Below are 18,130 nucleotides of genomic sequence, written 5' to 3'. Positions count from 1 at the left end.
GAGCATGTATGTTCGCCACTGATCACTTTGTCGTTCAGCCGTCGGGGTCGCCTCACCAGCCGATCCCCCCCAAGGATCGCGACGAGCTGACCGCGAAAGACATCTTGAGATTTGTTCGAAGCAGTTGGCGCCTTTGCCTCCTCTGGATGGTTGTGAGCCTTGGTGTCGGCGGCGCATATGCGGTCCTTTCGCCTAGATATTACACCGCCTATGCGACGATCCTCCTTTCATCTCCGCCCGCTTCGCAACCGGGCGAAGCTGAGGCAGATGAGCGGGTCTATGTAGAGAGCCAGATACAGGTCATTCAGTCGGACGAGGTCGTCGGACGCGTTGTTGACCACACTGGCTTAGCGGAAGACGAAGAGTTTGTGATGGATGACAGCTTGCGCGCGCGGATCTCCAGCTATGTGCGGAGCCAATTGGCGTCTCTCTTCGGCGCCGAACTGCCGACGGCGGAGCCAAATATTCGGCATGAGGCGATGGTCCTTGTGAGGCGCGCGTTTTCCGTTCATCAGCTGGGTTCCTCCCGCGCCGTCGAGATCGGGGCCACCTCTTCCGATCCTCAGTTCTCGGCCATGCTCGCGAACGCGATCGCCGGCGGTTACATCGGAAGTCAGCGCGAACGCCGGCAGGCGGCTCGCGCGGAAGAAGCCTCTGATCTGCACAAGCGGCTGGCGGAACTTCGGGAAAAGGCTTTTGTGACCGAACCACTGAAGAAACCCCCGTCAGACCCTGAATCTGCGGAGAGGGCAAGAGTCCTTTTCCGCGAGCAGCAGAGCGCGGCCGAGGTTTATCGCTCGCTTTACAATGCCCTTCTGCAGCGGACCCACTCCGATTTTAGCGCCTCGTCGCTGATCCCGAGCGCAAGGGTTATCACCGCGGCCGAACCACCTCGCCAACGCAGTTGGCCGCCAACGGTCCTGATGGTAGCGCTCTCCGTTATGGCCGGTGGGGTTGCCGGCGTTGGTCATGCATTGATCAGGCAAGCAATGAACCACCGCCTTATAACGGTCGAGGATGTGCACAGGTCGACCGGCCTTGATCGGATTGTAGGGATCCCCAGAATTCCCCGCCGCAGGTGGAATGTTGTGGGGCCATGCGAGCAGTCTTTGCAGCCCGTCTACTCAAAGAACGCTCCCGAGCTTCACAGCTCGCTGAGCAAGATTGCCACCCGGATGCGCGGAGTTCAGGGCCGCCAAGGCGGATTTGTAATCGGCGTTGCTTCACCCCTCGGCAACTCCGGAAGCTCCACGGTGGCGGTTCATCTCGCAAGGGTCATTGCGGCGACTGGGCAAAAGACACTGCTCGTTGATGCCAATTGGCAAAAGCCATCAATGGACCAGCCAATGCTGAACGCGGAGCCAGGTCGCAAGCTCGCCAGGGCGTTTGCCACCATTCCCGCGGATCAGGAAGGGCTGGAAGTTCTGGTTCTCAGGCCCACGGGGTCAATCTCCGACTTGAATGCCTCGCTCTCCATCTCCGCTGCACTCCAGCATCTGCAGCAAGAATACAGTTGTATAGTGGTTGATTTTCACAGCACCGACCGCACCGCTGATCTGGAAGCGGCCATGGGCGTCATCAGCGAGGTCCTCCTGGTGCTGAAGGCACGCCGCACTTTCGCGGACCACGTCGAGGGAATCCTGCGCATCATCCCTGCAGAGAAACTCTCGGCAGTAATTTTGACCAGGATCAACCGTGCGGCTTTCAGTCCTAACCGGGAATACAGGCCATGACCTCGCCAGCGACATTGTTACGCAGGAGGGGTTCAGAGCCGGTCGACCTCGTTTGCAGCCATTCCCCTGACGTGCTCGACTACACCCTCTTTCTCTCCGGCATTTGGCTGGCCTGCGCCCTCGCAATATCCCTGCGCCTGCTTGGCCCTTTCTTCATAGTGATCCCGGTCGGTGTCTGTCTGGCCTATGCCGTGCTGCGGCAGACGGTGCCGCCTCGTCTGCTGGCGGTCTACACCGCCTTCTGCCTCTTCATTGCCCTGCTGTCCAGATACGGGCTGATGCCGGATTCCTGGCAGGTTCACTTCCTTCAAGAAGCAGTCATAAGGCAAATCGTCCCGATTGTAGGATTCTTCGCCGTCGCATGGGCATCCAAGGCTTATTTCCGCCGCAGGCTGATGAGCGGCAATGCCTTTTTTGGTGCACCCGTTTTCCTGTTCCTGTCTCTCGTTGTCGCGCCGGCGGTGATGTTTCAGCAGGACGTGCAATATCAGGGCGCATCTCCGCAATCCACGATACCGATTCTTTATGGTTCGCTGATCAATAACATGGTCATTGCCGCGTTTTTCATTGCAGGCGGTATTTTTCTGACGAACGACTGGCGCCGATACGGCGGCATTTTGCTCTTATTGGGAATAGCCCTCGCCAGCCCCTTGGCTCAGTTCAAGGTGCTCGCGGTCACGATGATCGTCATTCTAATTGGCGTGCCCGGCCGGTTGATGGCCGCAGCCCTGGCGACCGCACTGACTTCGGCCTATGCCGTCGGGCTGAACTTCATACCTCAAACCTTTGCTCTGGACCCGAACTCCGGGATCCGACTCGCGTTCATTTCGGACGCACTCGCATCCCTTGCGGATACATACGGAGTTGGCATCGGATTTGGGAAGGAATCGGTCCGATGGCGATATGAGTTTCCCGGGTTCGAGGATATTACCTTTCTTCCCGACACCAGGAATATTACGCATGCCAAAATGCTTGAGATACTCTCGACAGGAATTCACAATTCGTTCTTTCAAGCCATATTGCGGACGGGGGTCATTGGTTTCATTTTGATCGTGTCTGCCATTTTGGTGGCCTTCCCGCCAAATCGACTGCCACGCGGTGTTCGCAATCATGCGTCCATAGTCTTCATCACGATTTTCCTCGCCATGTTCGTCAATCCAGTCCTGGAGAGTCCTGTACAGGTTGTGGGAATTGGTTTCTCATACGGCTATTTGATTGCACTTCGCGCCAGCGTTCCGGCCTTGGCTGTGGAACCCCCTCCATTTGAAGGGGGTCGAACGCAGCATTGCGCTTGTTCATACATCTGACGGAACATGGATGCGGCCGACACGACATCGGCGGGCTATCGGTCTCGGTAGAAGGGGACGCGTTGTACCGATTTTGGCGCGGCAGGAGCAGGAGAGCCGTCCGCTGATGTGCCCGCTCATGCGGCGGCGCCGTGCCGCTTCCATGAGGAGTGCCTCGAAAGAGCCAGCGAGCCAGCCATTTTGCCTCGGCCTCGGCTATGCCTCCTCTGGTAGCATAGGGCCATCCACTGCGCAGGTTCGCCCGCGCCGGAGAAACCCGTGCTAAGTCGCCCGTAGAGATACGGGGGCAACCCGTTGGGGGAACCCATGAAGCTGTTGAGATCCTTGTTGTCGGCGCTGTCGATGACCATGGCTTCGACCCGCCTCGCTTCGTTCGCTGGCGCCATCGCTCTGATTCCGACAGCGGCACTTGCCGACTACACGCTACAGCCCGGAGATACGCTGGAAGTATCGGTCCCTGGTATTCCCGATTTCAGGCAGCGATTGCTGATCGGAGTGGACGGCGAAGTGAACTTGGCGCTGGTTGGAGCGGTTCAAGTCAGCGGCCTTTCCATTCAACAAGCGCAGGAAATAATCGCTGGCAGTCTCGCCAGCAAGCAGTATCGGCAGGGGACCGCGGACGGCCGTGAAATAACGCACCTGATCCAGACCGACCAGGTCTTCGTTTCGCTTGCCGAATACCGGCCCATCTATGCTTATGGTGATGTGGCCAGGCCGGGAGAGTACATCTTCCGGCCGGGTATGACCGTCCGACAGGCTGTGGCGGTTGCGGGTGGCTACAGCGCTGCCCAAGTTCGCATCGCCAATCCGCTCATGGAAGCGGCCGATTTCCGTTCCGAGTACAAAGCCCTATGGGCGCAATTCGCAACGGAACAGGCTCGCATTTGGCGCCTTCGCACCGAACTCGGCGAAGAAGTCGAACATGTCAAGAACGTGCCGGTGCCTGAGGCGCTCGCCGAACGATTGAAGCAGACGGCAACAGCGCATATCGAAGCTCGTCTGTCAGACAGTGAAAAGGACAAGGAGCTTCTGCGACGTGCTGTCGAGGAGACTAACTTGCAACTGGGGCTCCTGTCTGAAAAGAAGAAGAAGGACGAAGAGGGAAGCCAGGCCGACGCCGACGATTACGAGAGCGTCAGGACGCTGTTTCAGAAGGGCCTGGCGCCGACCACGCGCCTATCTGAAGCCCGTCGAGCGGTGCTTATGTCATCAACCCAACTGCTCGATACGATCGTCCAGGCATCGAACATCGAGCGCCAGCGCGGCGAATATGTCAGACAGATGAACAAGATCGACAGTGAACGACAAATCGCGGCCTTGGGAGAGCTACAGGAGGCCTATGTGAATCTGGCCCAGATCTCGGCGCGTCTTGAGGGTACCGCGCAGAAGCTGGCGCTTACAGGTCAAGCGCAATCCACCTTGCTGATAGCCGCGGGTCGGCCCGAGATAACAGTCCATAGAAAGCGAGAGCAGGGCGCAGAGACGCTCCCCGGCAGCGAAGATCTCGGGCTTGCGCCCGGCGACGTTGTGGAGGTCGTTCTGCCAAAGGTCGACTTTTCCGGAGCCGTCGCGTCGTCGCCACGGGCGTCCGGGATGCCGAATTGAGATTCGGACGGGGCGGACTGCGATGCGCGTCTTAATGGTTCATAATTTCTACCAGATAAGGGCCGGAGAGGACAGCGTGGTTCGGGAGGAGCTCGCGTGCCTCAAGCAGAATGGGGTCGAGGTCGAGCTGTTCTCCGCCACGAATGACGATATCGTGCGGGTCGCGCGGAAGATTTCTACCGCCCTGGGAGTTGTCTACAACTCTCATTCACGGCGGGCACTGTCCCGAAAATTGGCGGAATTTTCACCGGATGTCGTCCATATCCACAATTTCTTTCCTCTCCTGAGCCCCTCCATCCTGGATGCGTGCCGTCAGGCCGGCGTGCCATCAGTAATGACCTTGCACAATTTCAGGATCCTCTGTCCCAGTGCCTTGCTTTATCCCGATGAGAGGCTTCGGGAGCGAAGTCTCCGCCACGCCTGCTGGTGGACTGTTCCGAAGAAGGTCTACAGGAATTCCCTGGCGGGCACGCTCGCCCTTGCCGCAATGGTCGAGTTTCACAAGAGAGCCGGCACCTGGTCCCGCAAGGTCGAGCGCTTCATTGCCCTCACCGACTGGGCCAGGCGCAAGCTTGTGGAAGGCGGCCTGCCGGCCGAACGCATCGTCGTCAAGCCCAACGCTGTTGCCAGGCCGCCGATCTTCGGTGACCTTCGTCGCAATGGAGGGCTGTTCGTCGGACGACTGGATGAGCACCACAAGGGAGTGGCCACGCTGCTCGAGGCGTGGAAGGAGATCGACTATCCGCTGCGGATCATCGGCGACGGGCCGTTGGCTCCGCTTGTCGAGCAATCTGCGTGCGAGCGCGTGGAATATCTCGGGCGTCAGTCGCGCGAGACGGTGCTGAAGGAGATGCAGGCTGCAGCATTCCTGCTCTTTCCGTCGAAAGGGTATGAATTGTTTCCCATGACAGTCATCGAGGCCTTCGCAAGCCGGCTGCCCGTCATCTGCTCGGATCTGCCGTGGATCAAAGGGGTCGTGGAGCCAGACGTCACCGGCCTTGTCGTTCCTGTCGGCAATGCCGGCGCGTTGGCCGATCAGGTGCGCTGGGCGCTTTCAAACCGATCTGCCTTGGAGGAAGTGGCAGGCCGGGCCTATGCCGCCTATCAGGAGCAGTACACGCCCGAAGCAAACTTCAATCGGCTGATGGCCATCTATGAACCCCTGGTCAGGCGCCCGATCCGGGCCTTCGCGGCGGTGTCGTGAGGTGGGCCGGAACATGCGCCGGCAGGAACCGACCAGGGCTGCCCATAGGGCAGACCAAGCTTCACGCGTCAACGAGCGCAGTGCGGGCCGGGGTACTCCCCATTTTTCGTTTATCGATTGCCCCGAGGATCTATCCTGCCGCCTCGCATACTTCGGAGAGGTCCTCTTTTGCTTCCATTGCTGAAACACGGTGCAACGGGAGGCTGCGGCCGCCCGCAGGCACCTATTGTGACGGTTTGATCGAATGCGCATTGTCTTGACCCGGCGCGAACCTTTGGATTCACCTGATGGTGTGAGCATCTTCATTGTGGCACTTGCCCAGGCGTTGCTCGAACTGGGGCACCAGGTGCAGATCGTGGTCGGCACCTTCGAAAGCCCCGCAAAATTTCAGCGACTTCTTTCGCCTCGCCTCGAGTTGCCGATAATCGGATTGAGCCGCACGCCTTTGACCGGACCGGCCTCAGTCGCGGCATGGCTGCGGGCGATCGGTATCATCAATCGGTTCCGGCCGGACCTTGTCATCCACAGCGAGACGGTGCCGCTACCGCTGCGTGGCACGATCGTCCAGATCGTTCACGATCTCGAGAGACGGAAAGGGGCGCTTGCGGCAGCATGGCGAGCCATTCGACGCGCGAGCATGCGGCGCTGCCACTACGTCGTCGCCTCCACGACCGAGCTTCAGGAGGAACTGGTGCGAGATCTTGGCCTGCCAAGGGACCAAATCCTGAAAATTCCCAAATGCATCGATCGCCAGTCATATGCGTCTCGTGGGCTGGCAGAGCGCGAGCGGGCAATCCTCCATGCCGGCACCTCGCCCTACAAGGTGCCGGAGGCGACGATCCGGGCATTCGGCGCCCTCAACGACCCTTCCGTACGGCTCTACGTGACGGGTGACATAACAAGACCGGTGCGGGAGGCGGTCGATGCTCTTCCTGAACCGATAAGGCGACACGTAGTCCTTCTCGGCATGGCAGAGGGAGCACGCGTTCGCGAGCTACACAGCCGCGTTCGCGTCGCCGCTTTCCCCACGCGCTATACGGTTCCTGTCGCCTCAGCAACGGTGATGGAGGCGATCGCCAGCGGCACACCCATCGTCGGGACTTCAAGGCTCAGCCGGGATCTCCTCGCGGATGGCGTGAATGGGGCAGTGGTCGAACCACAGCCCGAGGCGATGGCCGCAACGCTAAAGGCGGTGCTGGACGATGATGACCTTTGGTCGCGTTTGTCGGCGGGTGCCCGCGAGAGGGTTAGACAGTTCGATGCTCACAGTGTTGCAAAGCAATATCTGGAGCTCGCGAACCCCTCCGGATTGCGGTCCAACATCGGAATCTCGGTGAAGGGGGAGGAAGACAAAGGGACTGACGAACCGCGGCTCCCAGATCGTCAGCGGCTTGTCGGGCCCCTTGCATCCCATTCCCTGAAGGCTTCTTACGGTTGGGCAAGGCGATGATCATCGGCTACTGTCGTATCAACACCTTCGAACCCGCTGCCAGGCTGGAGGCGCAAAAGCTTTATCTTGCCCGCTTGGGAGCCGAGAACTTCTTCTGCGAGAAGACTAGCATATTCGGTTCGACGCCGGAGCTGGAGAGGGCGATCGCATGTGCCAGGAAAGGAGACGTGATTGCGGTCACGAAGCCGTACCGTGTTGCGCGCACAACCCGCGAAGTGCTGGCGCTCATCGAAAGGCTTGGCACCAAGGATGTCGGTCTTCGCATCGTCGACACACCTATCGATACGAGCACGACGACGGGACGCATGGTTCTTGCATCAGCGCCTCTCTGGACGCTTGGGATGTCCCCGTCGCGGTCAATGCTGTCAGACCTGCTTCTCTTTTGGCGTCGTCGTCGGTAGGGCCTCGTCGGATTCGACGCACCAGCGCACTCTCTCACTGCCAGTTGAAGGCAAGCCGCAATGGCGGTCTGGGATCAAATGCCTTGCGCTCGATGGACCAACCGGCATGCACGGCCGCCCTTTGCCAGATGATGTTGCGGGGATTGGCGAGCGCGTAGACGCAGCAGTCCCTAACACTGTGCTTTTCAGCGCCTTCTGATATCCGGGTATGGAACGACAGGCCGTTGGATGTCGGGGCGTCCCTGCCGTCCCGTGGCCCATTGTAGGTGTCCCGGCTCCGGCAGCGGTTGAACGAGCAACCGCCACTGCCGATCTTACCCTGCGGAACGGCCGAGAAGGCGCCGTTGCCCTGTTGAACGGCATCGACGTCATCGACCCGGCAATTGAAGCTTCCCTCCAACATGACGCCAGCGCCCGTGGGGCTGTTGTTGTAGAAGACGAGTCCACGTCGAATTGTACAGCGATCCGAGTGAAAGGCGGAAATATTGTCCTCGGTCCAGGAGGTGGGACCGTTCTCGGCCGAGAATTCTTCCAGGCTCGTATCCGGAGAGCGGTTGAACTGCACATTCTGTCCACGGGGGAACGGCCCGCGCGCGTCGTGGAGTTCGAGGAAGCTCATCTGGGTGCCTGGACAGTCGAAAACATAGATATTGGAGGAGCCGCGGGACGCCTTGACACGGATGATGATCGCATCGGGGCAGCTTTCCAGTTCCATGTTGTTGCGGTTCTGGCTTGGTCCGGTCCCCGAGGGGGGAACGCCGACATGATCGATCTCGAGATCCTGCAAGCGTATTCCGGCGGCTCCCCGGGCGTATATCCCGCTGCCCATGGCATGACGAATGCGGCAGCTGCGGACGATGACGCCCTGATGGAGTGCCGTGATCCCGTTGTCATGGGGGGCATAAATGTCAAGATTTTCAATGATCTGCCCATCCGCACGCGTGAGCACGGGTCCGCTTGGACGCAGAAAGGAGACGGCACCCCCGAACCATTTTCCGCCCGATCCCCCCTGGGCCGGATGCACCGCTGCACCGACGACACTCGAGGCAGGCAGCGCCAGCAGCCCGGCAAGGAGACGGCGCCGGTTAAGGCGCGGGGATTCAAGAGACTGCCGGCCGCGCGACATGGAATCTATCAGCACGCCCAGTTCGGGTGCTAAACGTCGACTCGGCTTGTGCGGAGACGTCGAGGTGGCCAACGAGATGCAGATAAACCCAACCTCTCGGCAAGGCGGCTTCTTCGGCTAGGTTGTCGTCAGGCATCCCCATTTCCCCTGTGCGCCAGCGGCGCAGGTTCCCGAAGAATGCACATCGGCGGCAGGCTTATGCCCGCACAGTACTCCGCACACCATCTCTCCATTCCGCCCGCCGCGAAAGCCCTTCATAAGGCTTAATTCCGATGGGCAAAGTGCCATCTGCCGGATTCCCTGCCATTCTCCGAAACTGGCAATAAGCGGAGCGCGAGGCGATGTCGGTTGAAGCGGACGTCTTTGACTATGTGATCGTCGGAGCCGGGGCGGGAGGCTGCGTCTTGGCCAATCGTCTGGCGGCTGACGGGACCAATACGGTCTGCCTGCTCGAGGCGGGGCCGGCCGACAGCAGCATCCTTCTGCACATTCCGGCGGGACTCTACAAGACATCCTCGAATCCGAAATATGCCTGGCAGTTCGAAACGGAGCCTAGTCCAGGGACGGCCAACCGTTCTATTCCGATGTCGCAGGGCAAGACACTAGGCGGTTCGACCGCAATTAACGGCATGAACTACAACCGCGGCGCGGCTGCGGACTTCGACGAGTGGGCCCTCCAGGGCAATCGAGGCTGGGGCTACGCCGACGTGCTGCCCTATTTCAAGAGAACCGAGCGAAGGCTTGGGGCATGCGATCCCTTCTACCGCGGGACGGACGGACTGCTTCCAGTTACAGACTGCGATTGGCGACATCCACTATGTGATGCATTCATCGAGGCCGCGCTCAATGCCGGTATCCCGCGTAATCCCGACTACAATGCAGCAAGCCAGGCCGGCGTGGGCTACTATCAGCGCTATATCGACAACGGATGGCGCGTGAGCGCAGCGCGGGCTTTCCTACGGCCGATCGCCAGAAAGAAGAACTTGGACGTCCGCACGAACGCGCAGGCCACTGCCGTCCTGTTCGAGGGAAAGCGTGCCATCGGCGTTCGATATGCACGAGGAGGGCCGGGTCATCCCACGAGCTGTGTGAAGGCCCGTCGGGAGGTAATCCTCTCCGCTGGCGCGGCGAACTCACCAAAGCTGCTGCAGCTGTCAGGCGTCGGTGCTGCGAGTATGCTCTCCGGCCTTGGAATTCCGGTCGTGCACGAATTGCCCGGTGTCGGTGCAAATGTTCAGGACCATTACATCGTCCACCTGATCGCCCGGGTGGAGGGCATCGAAACGGTCAGCGGAAACGGCGTCGCCCTCCTGCGCGAGGCAGCGAAATGGATGCTGGGCCGCCCGAACTTTCTCGCCGTCAGCCCGTCGCTCGTCTACGGGTTCGCCAACTCGCGGGATCTTCACTCCACCCCGGATATCCAGCTTGACCTTGCCCTGGGCAATTATACCGATCACGGCGCGCGGCGGTTTCCGGTCATCAAGCTTGGCTACTATCAGTTGCGGCCGAAGAGCATCGGACATGTTCGGGCGGTCTCGGCAGATCCGTTTCAAGCTCCGCTCATCCAGCCCAACTATCTCGCCGATGATCAGGACCGACAGGTCGTTATCAACGGCATGAAGACTGTGCAGCAGCTGTTTCGGGCCCCCGAGCTCAGGCGCTACAACTGCACGGAAGAGCTTCCCGGCCCGAAAATAACGGACGACGCCGACCGGCTGCAGTTTGCCCGCGAAATCGGGCTGACCGCCTATCATTTGTGCGGATCGTGCCGGATGGGCCCATCCGACAGTGTTGAATCTGTCGTGGACCACCAGTTGCGCGTCCACGGCCTCAAGGGCCTGCGGGTCGTTGATGCTTCCATCATGCCCTCCGTTCCCTCGGCCAACACTTCGGCCGCTGTCTTTATGATCGCGGAAAAGGCAGCAGACATGATCCTGGGTCGGCAACCCCTCCCGGCACTGGAGCACCATGCGCCGGGCCAACCTGCGGCGGCCGAATAGTTGAAAGTCGAACGACAACTGCCGGGAGAATTCCTTGAAGAGACGTACACTTGTTGCCTCTGAATTCAATGCGAAGGACCGGGCTCACTTTGCGTTGGCGTATGAGTTTTGCCGCATCGTTGCCGAATGCGAGGATGCCGATCTGATCGCCCCCGGCATCGACAACTACCTGACGAGACACTTTCACGCCATCTTGCCAAAGCACGACCCTCACAACGTCCAGCGTGACTTCAACAGACTGACGAGCGCGATTCGCAAAGGGCTAGGCTTGAGGAACGCACCAACCATGGAGCATGTTCGGCTCACCCAAGAATATGACCTTTTCTTCTTCGTCGCTTGGAGCCCGCAAAGTCTTGTTGAATTGTCTCGGATCCACGACTGGCGCGGCCGCTGCAAGGTTGCTGTCGCGTATCTGTTCGAACTCTGGTCGAGCACGCTCGAAGAGGACCGCCAATATCTGAAGCTCCTGGACCAGTTCGACCACGTGTTCCTGTTGCACAGCGCGTGCATACCGCGCCTGCCTCAATACACCCGCACGCCCTGTTCCTTTCTTGCCACGGCTGTCGACGGCCTCATTGCAACGCCGTACCTGTCGCCGGTCAAACGCGTGATCGACGTATACTCGATCGGCAACCGAGCCGCGAAGATACACGGACAGCTTCTGAAGCTGGCCGAAGAGCGGGACTTCTTCTATCTCTACGACACGCTCGCAAGCACAGATTCCCGGGTCAGGGACTGGCATGAGCATCGGTTGCTGCTCGCCAATATCATCAGGCGCACGCGCTACTTCATGGCTTTCAGTCCTGCGGCACTTGCAAACTCCAAGTCCGTCACGGTTGCCGGCGAGCAGGTGCTGCCTGCCCGTTTCTTCGAAGGGGCCGCGGGCGGCGCCGTCATGCTTGGGACCGCGCCGCAATGCGCCGAATTCAGCGAGCACTTTGACTGGCCAGACGCGGTGATCGAGGTATCACCAGACTCGAGCAGTATCGCAGACGTAATTGGCGAACTCGACGCAAACCCCCGCCGCACAGAATTGTTGCGCCGGACAAGCGCGGTCCGTTGCCTAGAGAGGCACGATTGGGTTTACCGTTGGGAGCACATCCTTGCCACGATCGGCATGGAGCCGCTCCAGCGACTCCACCTTCGCAAGTTCCAGCTGCGACGGATCGCCGCCGGTGCAATGGCGCTCGCCTAGACGATCAGGCCTGAAGGTGGGAACCGGTTTCGGGTTCGATGCTCAAACGGTGCTCAAACAAAGAGAAAGAGCGGCAGTTCCGAACCGGTTGCTTCCGTCGGAGCGTCCGCCGCTCCAGTTCTGGCGCGAGCATTTCATTTCGAGGCACTCCGAAGGGCTAACAGGCGTTGGAAGCGGGCAAGGAAAGGTCGTGTGTCCGCCGGCGCTGCCCTTTGGGGTTAGAGCTTATGCCGAATTGGATTCGCACAGTGTCGCTGCCATTCTCTCAACTCCAAGAACCGAGTGCTACCGCAGCCACGGCAATCGAACTTCGCGTGAAGGGGCAATGACCGCAGGCGGCGGATGCAGTCACGCTGGGCATTTCGGCGGTTTTCAGCCGAGGAGGGGGCGGTCGTCACGACATGGTGGATGGATGCGGCTTTGAACGCAGGTGAACATCATGGCACTTCTTCATGAAGGCCCCCGTGCGGGCGCCACGTCAAACGCACCGCGGTGGAACGTCAAGGGCAATGTTCTTCTGCAGTCGTTTCCGCTTCTCGAGGCAATGTCCGTCGTGCTGCTCAGCATCGTCTCGGGAATGGTATATGATCTTGTGAGTTTCGGACATTTCGGCGAGTACGGCCGGAACTTCGGGCTCGGTGTTGTTGTAGCCGCCCTTTTTTCGACTTCCGCATATGCGCGCGGCCCATATCTGAGTTCCGAGCCGCGGTCGCTGACCTCTCAGATCAAGGAGGTCGTGCTTATCTGGACGGCGGTCTTTCTTTGCCTGTCGGTTGTGGCGCTTGCACTCAAGGTGGGAGATATGTTTTCGCGCCAAGCCGTCATGCTGTTCTTTGTGACGGGACTTGGCGGCATCATCTTCGTGCGCTTGGGCGCCGGACGACTGTTTGCCTCATTGACCAGGTCGGACATGCTTGCCAAACCGCAAGTAGTGATCGTAACGCAATCGGACGTGCGCGTGCCAAGTGGCGTAGTCCAGGCAATCGAGGCTTCCGGATGCGAGGTCTGCCAAACGATTACATTGCCGGCGGCATCCAGCGAGGGCTCGCTCCTTGAGTGTATGGATAAGCTTATTGAACATGTGCGTCGGCGTTCTGTCGACGAGATAGTCCTTGCTGTCAGTTGGGCTGACATATCCCTGATTGAGAAAATCACGGCTCACCTTTGCGTGGTTCCGGTACCCGTAAGGCTCCTTCCAGACCACGTCGTTAGCGCGCTCTTGAAGCGACCTGTCGTCAACCTGGGGGGGACGAGGGCGATAGAACTGCAACGCGCGCCCCTGACGGCGCCTCAGCTGCTTACGAAGCGGCTCTTCGACCTTGTGCTGACCACTGCCGCCCTTCCATTTCTTCTGCCCCCTCTGGTCGTTGTAGCGGCGCTGATTGCGCTCGAATCCAGGGGGCCGGTGCTCTTCTGTCAGCGTCGGGCCGGGTTCAATGGCCGCACGTTCAAGATCTATAAGTTCCGAACGATGACGATCCTGGAGGACGGGCCTGTTGTCCGTCAAGCCTGCAGGGGCGATCCCCGCGTCACCCGCGTTGGGCGCATATTGAGAAGGTTCAGTATCGACGAGATTCCGCAGCTGTGGAACGTGCTGAAGGGCGACATGTCGTTGATAGGCCCACGGCCGCACGCGCTGGCGCATGACAGCGAATACAGCCAGATCATCTCTCTCTATCCGGCTCGGCACAAGGTGAAGCCGGGGATCACCGGCTGGGCACAAATAAATGGCTGCCGCGGCGCGACGCCGCATGTCTACATGATGATCAAGCGTGTCGAACACGATATGTGGTACGTCAACAACTGGTCGGTCTGGCTCGACGTAACGATCCTGCTTCTGACCATCCCCCGCATCTGGACGGGGCGAAACGCCTTCTAGCCCAACTTTGCCGATTCGAGGCCGCTGGAGGCGATTTTGCGTGGCAAGTGATTGATTTGCAAGGAGTGGCGGCTGGCAGACGACCCTATCAATTAACTGCCAAGCGACACCTCACTCGGAAAAAGCGAACCTCTTCTTCGACGCTATCAGTTGAATACGACTTTGGGTGAGGCTCGACACCATGATGACGGCTTCTGTGAGTCCGCAACAAACCCGAACCACTGACCGAACTGCGGGGCCTCCCCTTGTCGAGTATGCTACGGCGAGGTTAGTTCCCCAAGGGCGGCTTGCATGCATCAAAGGGCAAAATATCCTGCTCAGTTCAACGCAGGGGGTAGTTTTTGCGCTCAATGACACTGCGGCTGATATCTGGCGCTCGCTTGAAGAAGGCGTGCAGGTCGAGGCTATCTTGGGCGAGATGGCAGCCCGTGGCGTTGGTAGGCAAGAGGCCTATGGCTATGTCGAGGCTGCCCTTCAAGACTGGGAACGGCTCGGCCTAATCCAGCCTGCTCCACCGCCGTGCCCAACCGCAGCTCATCAATGTATCTGCCAGGTCGTTGCTGTTCCAGGCGTGTGTGTGCGCATACTGTATCCGGCGGCCGTCGCCTTTCCGGCCGCGACCGTATTTCAGCATCTCGAAGTTCGAAACAGGGCCGTCGACGTTCTATTCCATCTGGTTGAGCGTAGGGAGCGGATCCACCTGTTCCGGGATGGCCACTGGACTGATTCCTGTGGTCGAGACGAGATACCCATTATGGTCAAAGGGCAACTGCTGGCCGAAGTGCTTGGGCACAGTGAATATGAACTCGCCCTCCATGCGGCGGCGCTTTTCAAGAACGGCCGCACGCTCCTCCTTTGTGGTAACCCCGGCTCGGGCAAGACGACGCTGACCTTGGCGCTGGTCCACGCGGGGTTTGGCTTCGCGGCAGACGATGTGACACTTCTCGACTCGGCCGGACAGGGTATCGGCCTTGCTTTTGCGCCTGCAGTCAAATCGGGATCATGGTCCATTCTCGGACAATATTTCCCCGAACTCGGCAGGTCTCCGGTTTACCGGCGCCCCGATCGCAGGCGCGTGCGCTTTCTTGTGCCTAAGGATCATGTCCCTCCCGTTCCCCGGCCCGTGGGCTGGGTGGTCTTGCTCTGTCGGACGCAGGATGCCAAACCTTCCCTGCGGGTGATTGACCCGACCGACATCCTGGGTGGCTTGCTGAACGGCGCCTTTGCGCGGAATAAAGAGCTAAGCAGCACCGCGTTCGACGTTCTTTGCCAAGTCATCCGATCGGCACAGGGCTTTTGCCTGACCTATGCCAAATTGGATGACGCGTTGGAACTGCTGAAGGCGGCGTGCCGATGAAGCCCACCAGGGATGCGCTCGAGGCCCTAATCGCGGGACTTAGCGGCCGCCTGGTGGTAACGGCCGACTGGCAGGCGGTAATTGCACTCGCCAACCACACTCTGCTTACGCCCGTCTTGTTCGCCACTCTTGCGCACACGGGCCAGCTTGACCGGCTCCCCGAAGACGTGGGTCAGTATCTTCAGTTCATTTACCGCTGCAACCGGGAACGCAATTTGCGCTTGCGCAGGCAGCTGAATGAAGCCGTTGCTGCCCTCAATCAGGGGGGCGTCGTTCCGGTCCTACTCAAAGGGGCCGTTCCCTTGTTCCTTTCGTCGAGCGGCAGGGTTCCCGACAGGATCATGAGCGATCTCGACTTGGCTGTGGAAACGGCCAAAGAAGGGGCTGCCCGGGCTTGCCTTGCCAAGCTTGGCTATGCCGAAGTGACGGTCGCAGGTGGCATGGCGCGCCCGCAAGACGTCGGTCTCCTGGAGCTCCGGCCGTACCGGGAGATTGACCGCGAGTCCCCGAGGCTTGCCCGCCGTCACGGCCTTAGGGCGAAAATCCCCGCCCCACAGTCGCGGGCCCTCCACTGGATCATGCATGATCTCATCAAGGAGGCGGACTACTGGCGCGGAAGGACCGACTTTCGCCACCTTTATGATCTGGCACGGCTGGCGGAACAGCATAAGCTGGATTGGGCGGTGCTCCGAACATCCTTGCCCGATCAGAGCGCGCGGAACGCGTTCGATACTCAACTCCTGGCATTGAGTCACTTCTTTGGCGTCAGAGCACCGGCGCAATATGTGCGGCGCCCATTGGTTCGCTTTCAACACTGGCGGCGTGTCTTCCCTCTGTACCATCCCGTCCTCGGCGTTCCATTGCGCCTGGTCGGCAATTCGCTGTGGGGTATGTGGCGACTCCTACATGGCGATGGCTTGGGCCGACGGAGTCCGCTCGACTTTGGACGCCGCGCCACTAGCATCCTCCTTGACGGCGATCTCGGGTCAAAAGTGTAGTAATACTTAATTCCTGAATTGTATCTTGATGGCGCGTTGTCTTCACGAGTCGCATATGATAGATAGATTGAGTGGTTAGAGGTGTTATTCTCAGCCTGGGAGTACGTTTGATGAAGAGCGGGAAATATTCCAAAGGAAAGACCGATAAACTTGTCCCGGAAGAACAGGCACGTCGTGAATTTCTAAAGAATGCCGGGCGTTTTGCTGTTGTAACACCTCCATCCATTGCTCTGTTGCTTGGCACGAGCTTGAACTCGCAAGCTATTGCCGCATCGCATGGCGCACGTCCCGGACATGGATGGGGCAGCAAGAAACGCTCTCCTGGCCGCAAGCGTTAGAATGGTTTCTTTGGTCATTCTGGCTAATCCGGATAGACGCCTAATACCCGGTTGAGGCGGCCGTGGAAACGGAAGCGCGCTTCGCCCGATCTTTGCCCCAGCGGTCATCGATCCTGCCATATTGCCGCGTCTCTGCGGTCTACCCCGACCCCGTCTAAGGAAGGGGTCGACCGCAGGGATGCCAGCAGCCCGGCAAAGGCTCAGTTTTCGCGCATGCCGAGACGGAACGCGTCCGTCAGCGGTTGCGTCAAGTAGGACAGCACGGTCCGCTCGCCGGTAGCAACGATCACCTCCGCCGGCATGCCGGGCCTAAGTTTCTCGCGGACCTGTTCGGGGAACTGAGAGACCTGCACGGAAACTTTCAACTCGTAGTAGGGCTCACGAGTCACTTCGTCATGGAGCGCGTCCGCGGCAACGGTCTGCACCTCGCCGATCGCGACCGGCGTCGAGCGAGCCTTGAACGAAGGCAGTCGGATCTCGGCAGGAAGGCCCTCGGCAACATTGTTGATGTCGACCGGCGACATCTTCGCTGAGACGATCAGAGTGTCGTCATCAGGGACGATCTCCATCAAGGTTTCGCCGGGGCGAACCACGGCTCCTATCGTGTGTACCTTTAAGCCGACAACGCGCCCGGACCGCGGTGCGCGTATTTCGGTGCGGTTGAGCACGTCATCTGCAACGTGCAGCTTTTCGCCGGCGTCGGCGAGCTTGGCACTGGTCTCGGCAAACTGTGCCGAGACCTCTTCGATGGCCTCGCGCCCGACTTGCTCGATCTGGAGTCGCGCCTCGCCGATAGTGTGGCGCTCGCCCGCTATTCCGGCAAGGAAGGCACCAAGCTGACCTTGGAGATCGGCCTGCTGCCGTTTGAGCGCGGTCAGCCGCGTGCCCAGAATGATGCCTTTATGGGCTAAGGGCGCCAGCATGTCGTGCTCTTCTGTGATACTTTCGATCTGCAAACGGACAGCCTCGCTTTGGGATTGCACGGCCTCGATCTTCCGTTCGGACTGGGCGATGCGCTCCTGCAAGATGGGAATCTCGTTCGTACGGGCCAAGCGGCGCTTGTTGAACAGTCGCAACTGGTCTTCCATCGCGCGCTGGGCCAGGGGGGCGTTCCCTAGCGTGAGTTCGCGCGGGAAAGTGACCATTTCGGCTCCGTCCAGTTCCGCCTGCAGCCGTGCCTGCTCGGCAAGCAGCGAGAAGACGGCGGACCTCGCGATTTCGCCCTGCGCCTGCGCCTCGGTGAGATCAAGGCGCACGAGCACCTGACCCTCGGTCACATGTGCGTTGGGCGAGACGAGAATATCACGCACGATACCGCCCGCAAGGTGCTGAACCGCCTTGCGGTCGGTTTCGACCACAACTGTACCCGAAGCGACCACCGCGCTGTCGAGGCTGGCCAGAGAGGCCCACCCGCCGAGGATGCCGAAGGTCAGCACGACGATGCCAAAGCCCATCCGCGCGGGCTTGCGCCAGTCGCCGGAGAGGTTTGCGTGCGCCGGCTTGTGGTCTGAGCCGGCAAAATCTAACGGCGCGAAAA

General features: G+C 59.9%; 15 protein-coding genes. 13 read left to right on the top strand and 2 right to left on the bottom strand.

Features of this window, described 5'->3' with window-relative positions; all coding sequences use genetic code 11:
* Window positions 1-8 precede the first annotated feature (8 nt).
* From BQ8482_RS12590 to BQ8482_RS12565, 6 genes are all read left to right on the top strand, one after another.
* On the top strand, window positions 9-1,733 hold the full coding sequence (locus tag BQ8482_RS12590; protein WP_165848544.1) for a Wzz/FepE/Etk N-terminal domain-containing protein: 1,725 nt from the start codon (window positions 9-11) through the stop codon (window positions 1,731-1,733).
* A complete protein-coding gene (locus tag BQ8482_RS12585) occupies window positions 1,730-3,040 on the top strand; it encodes an O-antigen ligase family protein (protein WP_123147931.1) in 1,311 nt (436 codons plus the stop codon). Before BQ8482_RS12590 ends, BQ8482_RS12585 begins: the two co-directional genes overlap by 4 nt.
* A gap of 306 nt (window positions 3,041-3,346) precedes the next feature.
* The gene (locus BQ8482_RS12580) at window positions 3,347-4,645 is read left to right on the top strand and encodes a polysaccharide biosynthesis/export family protein (RefSeq protein ID WP_123147930.1); all 1,299 of its coding nucleotides are present in this window, start codon (window positions 3,347-3,349) and stop codon (window positions 4,643-4,645) included.
* 22 nt (window positions 4,646-4,667) lie between these two features.
* The gene (locus BQ8482_RS12575) at window positions 4,668-5,849 is read left to right on the top strand and encodes a glycosyltransferase family 4 protein (protein WP_123147929.1); all 1,182 of its coding nucleotides are present in this window, start codon (window positions 4,668-4,670) and stop codon (window positions 5,847-5,849) included.
* Window positions 5,850-6,141: 292 nt separating this feature from the next.
* Window positions 6,142-7,299: a glycosyltransferase family 4 protein gene (locus BQ8482_RS12570; protein WP_165848543.1), complete on the top strand. Its 1,158-nt coding sequence runs from the start codon at window positions 6,142-6,144 to the stop codon at window positions 7,297-7,299.
* Window positions 7,296-7,700, top strand: a complete 405-nt coding sequence (locus BQ8482_RS12565; RefSeq protein ID WP_095490889.1) for a recombinase family protein — start codon at window positions 7,296-7,298, stop codon at window positions 7,698-7,700. Before BQ8482_RS12570 ends, BQ8482_RS12565 begins: the two co-directional genes overlap by 4 nt.
* A gap of 34 nt (window positions 7,701-7,734) precedes the next feature.
* On the opposite strand, the gene BQ8482_RS12560 is transcribed toward BQ8482_RS12565, so the two are convergent.
* The gene (locus BQ8482_RS12560) at window positions 7,735-8,487 is read right to left on the bottom strand and encodes a hypothetical protein (protein WP_342210945.1); all 753 of its coding nucleotides are present in this window, start codon (window positions 8,485-8,487) and stop codon (window positions 7,735-7,737) included.
* Here BQ8482_RS12560 and BQ8482_RS39175 point away from each other — a divergent pair.
* The 7 genes from BQ8482_RS39175 (at window position 8,464) to BQ8482_RS12530 (ending at window position 16,593) form a co-directional block, all read left to right on the top strand.
* Entirely contained in the window at window positions 8,464-8,859 is a 396-nt protein-coding gene (locus BQ8482_RS39175) for a hypothetical protein (RefSeq protein ID WP_244602774.1), read from the top strand. The two genes, BQ8482_RS12560 and BQ8482_RS39175, sit on opposite strands and share 24 nt — an antisense overlap.
* Before the next feature lie 308 nt (window positions 8,860-9,167).
* Window positions 9,168-10,826 (top strand): GMC family oxidoreductase, encoded by a 1,659-nt coding sequence (locus tag BQ8482_RS12555; protein ID WP_123147925.1) that lies wholly within the window; start codon window positions 9,168-9,170, stop codon window positions 10,824-10,826.
* 34 nt (window positions 10,827-10,860) lie between these two features.
* A complete protein-coding gene (locus BQ8482_RS12550) occupies window positions 10,861-12,021 on the top strand; it encodes a glycosyltransferase (protein ID WP_133254757.1) in 1,161 nt (386 codons plus the stop codon).
* Window positions 12,022-12,565: 544 nt separating this feature from the next.
* A complete protein-coding gene (locus BQ8482_RS12545; RefSeq protein ID WP_165848541.1) occupies window positions 12,566-13,900 on the top strand; it encodes an undecaprenyl-phosphate glucose phosphotransferase in 1,335 nt (444 codons plus the stop codon).
* Between the two features lie 181 nt (window positions 13,901-14,081).
* Window positions 14,082-15,257 carry a PqqD family peptide modification chaperone gene (locus BQ8482_RS12540; RefSeq protein ID WP_244602771.1) on the top strand — a complete coding sequence of 392 codons (1,176 nt, stop codon included), beginning with the start codon at window positions 14,082-14,084 and terminating at the stop codon, window positions 15,255-15,257.
* Complete coding sequence (locus BQ8482_RS12535; protein ID WP_123147922.1) at window positions 15,254-16,255, top strand: nucleotidyltransferase family protein; 1,002 nt, start codon at window positions 15,254-15,256, stop codon at window positions 16,253-16,255. The genes BQ8482_RS12540 and BQ8482_RS12535 overlap by 4 nt, the downstream gene beginning before the upstream one ends.
* A 110-nt stretch (window positions 16,256-16,365) precedes the next feature.
* Window positions 16,366-16,593 (top strand): hypothetical protein, encoded by a 228-nt coding sequence (locus tag BQ8482_RS12530; RefSeq protein ID WP_123147921.1) that lies wholly within the window; start codon window positions 16,366-16,368, stop codon window positions 16,591-16,593.
* A gap of 200 nt (window positions 16,594-16,793) precedes the next feature.
* Here the strand turns inward: BQ8482_RS12530 and BQ8482_RS12525 are convergent, their stop codons facing one another.
* Complete coding sequence (locus BQ8482_RS12525; protein ID WP_123147920.1) at window positions 16,794-18,047, bottom strand: HlyD family type I secretion periplasmic adaptor subunit; 1,254 nt, start codon at window positions 18,045-18,047, stop codon at window positions 16,794-16,796.
* Window positions 18,048-18,130 lie beyond the last annotated feature (83 nt).

This window comes from Mesorhizobium delmotii, assembly GCF_900149755.1.
Classification (GTDB): domain Bacteria; phylum Pseudomonadota; class Alphaproteobacteria; order Rhizobiales; family Rhizobiaceae; genus Mesorhizobium; species Mesorhizobium delmotii.
This window is presented reverse-complemented; position numbering and strand designations above follow the sequence as displayed.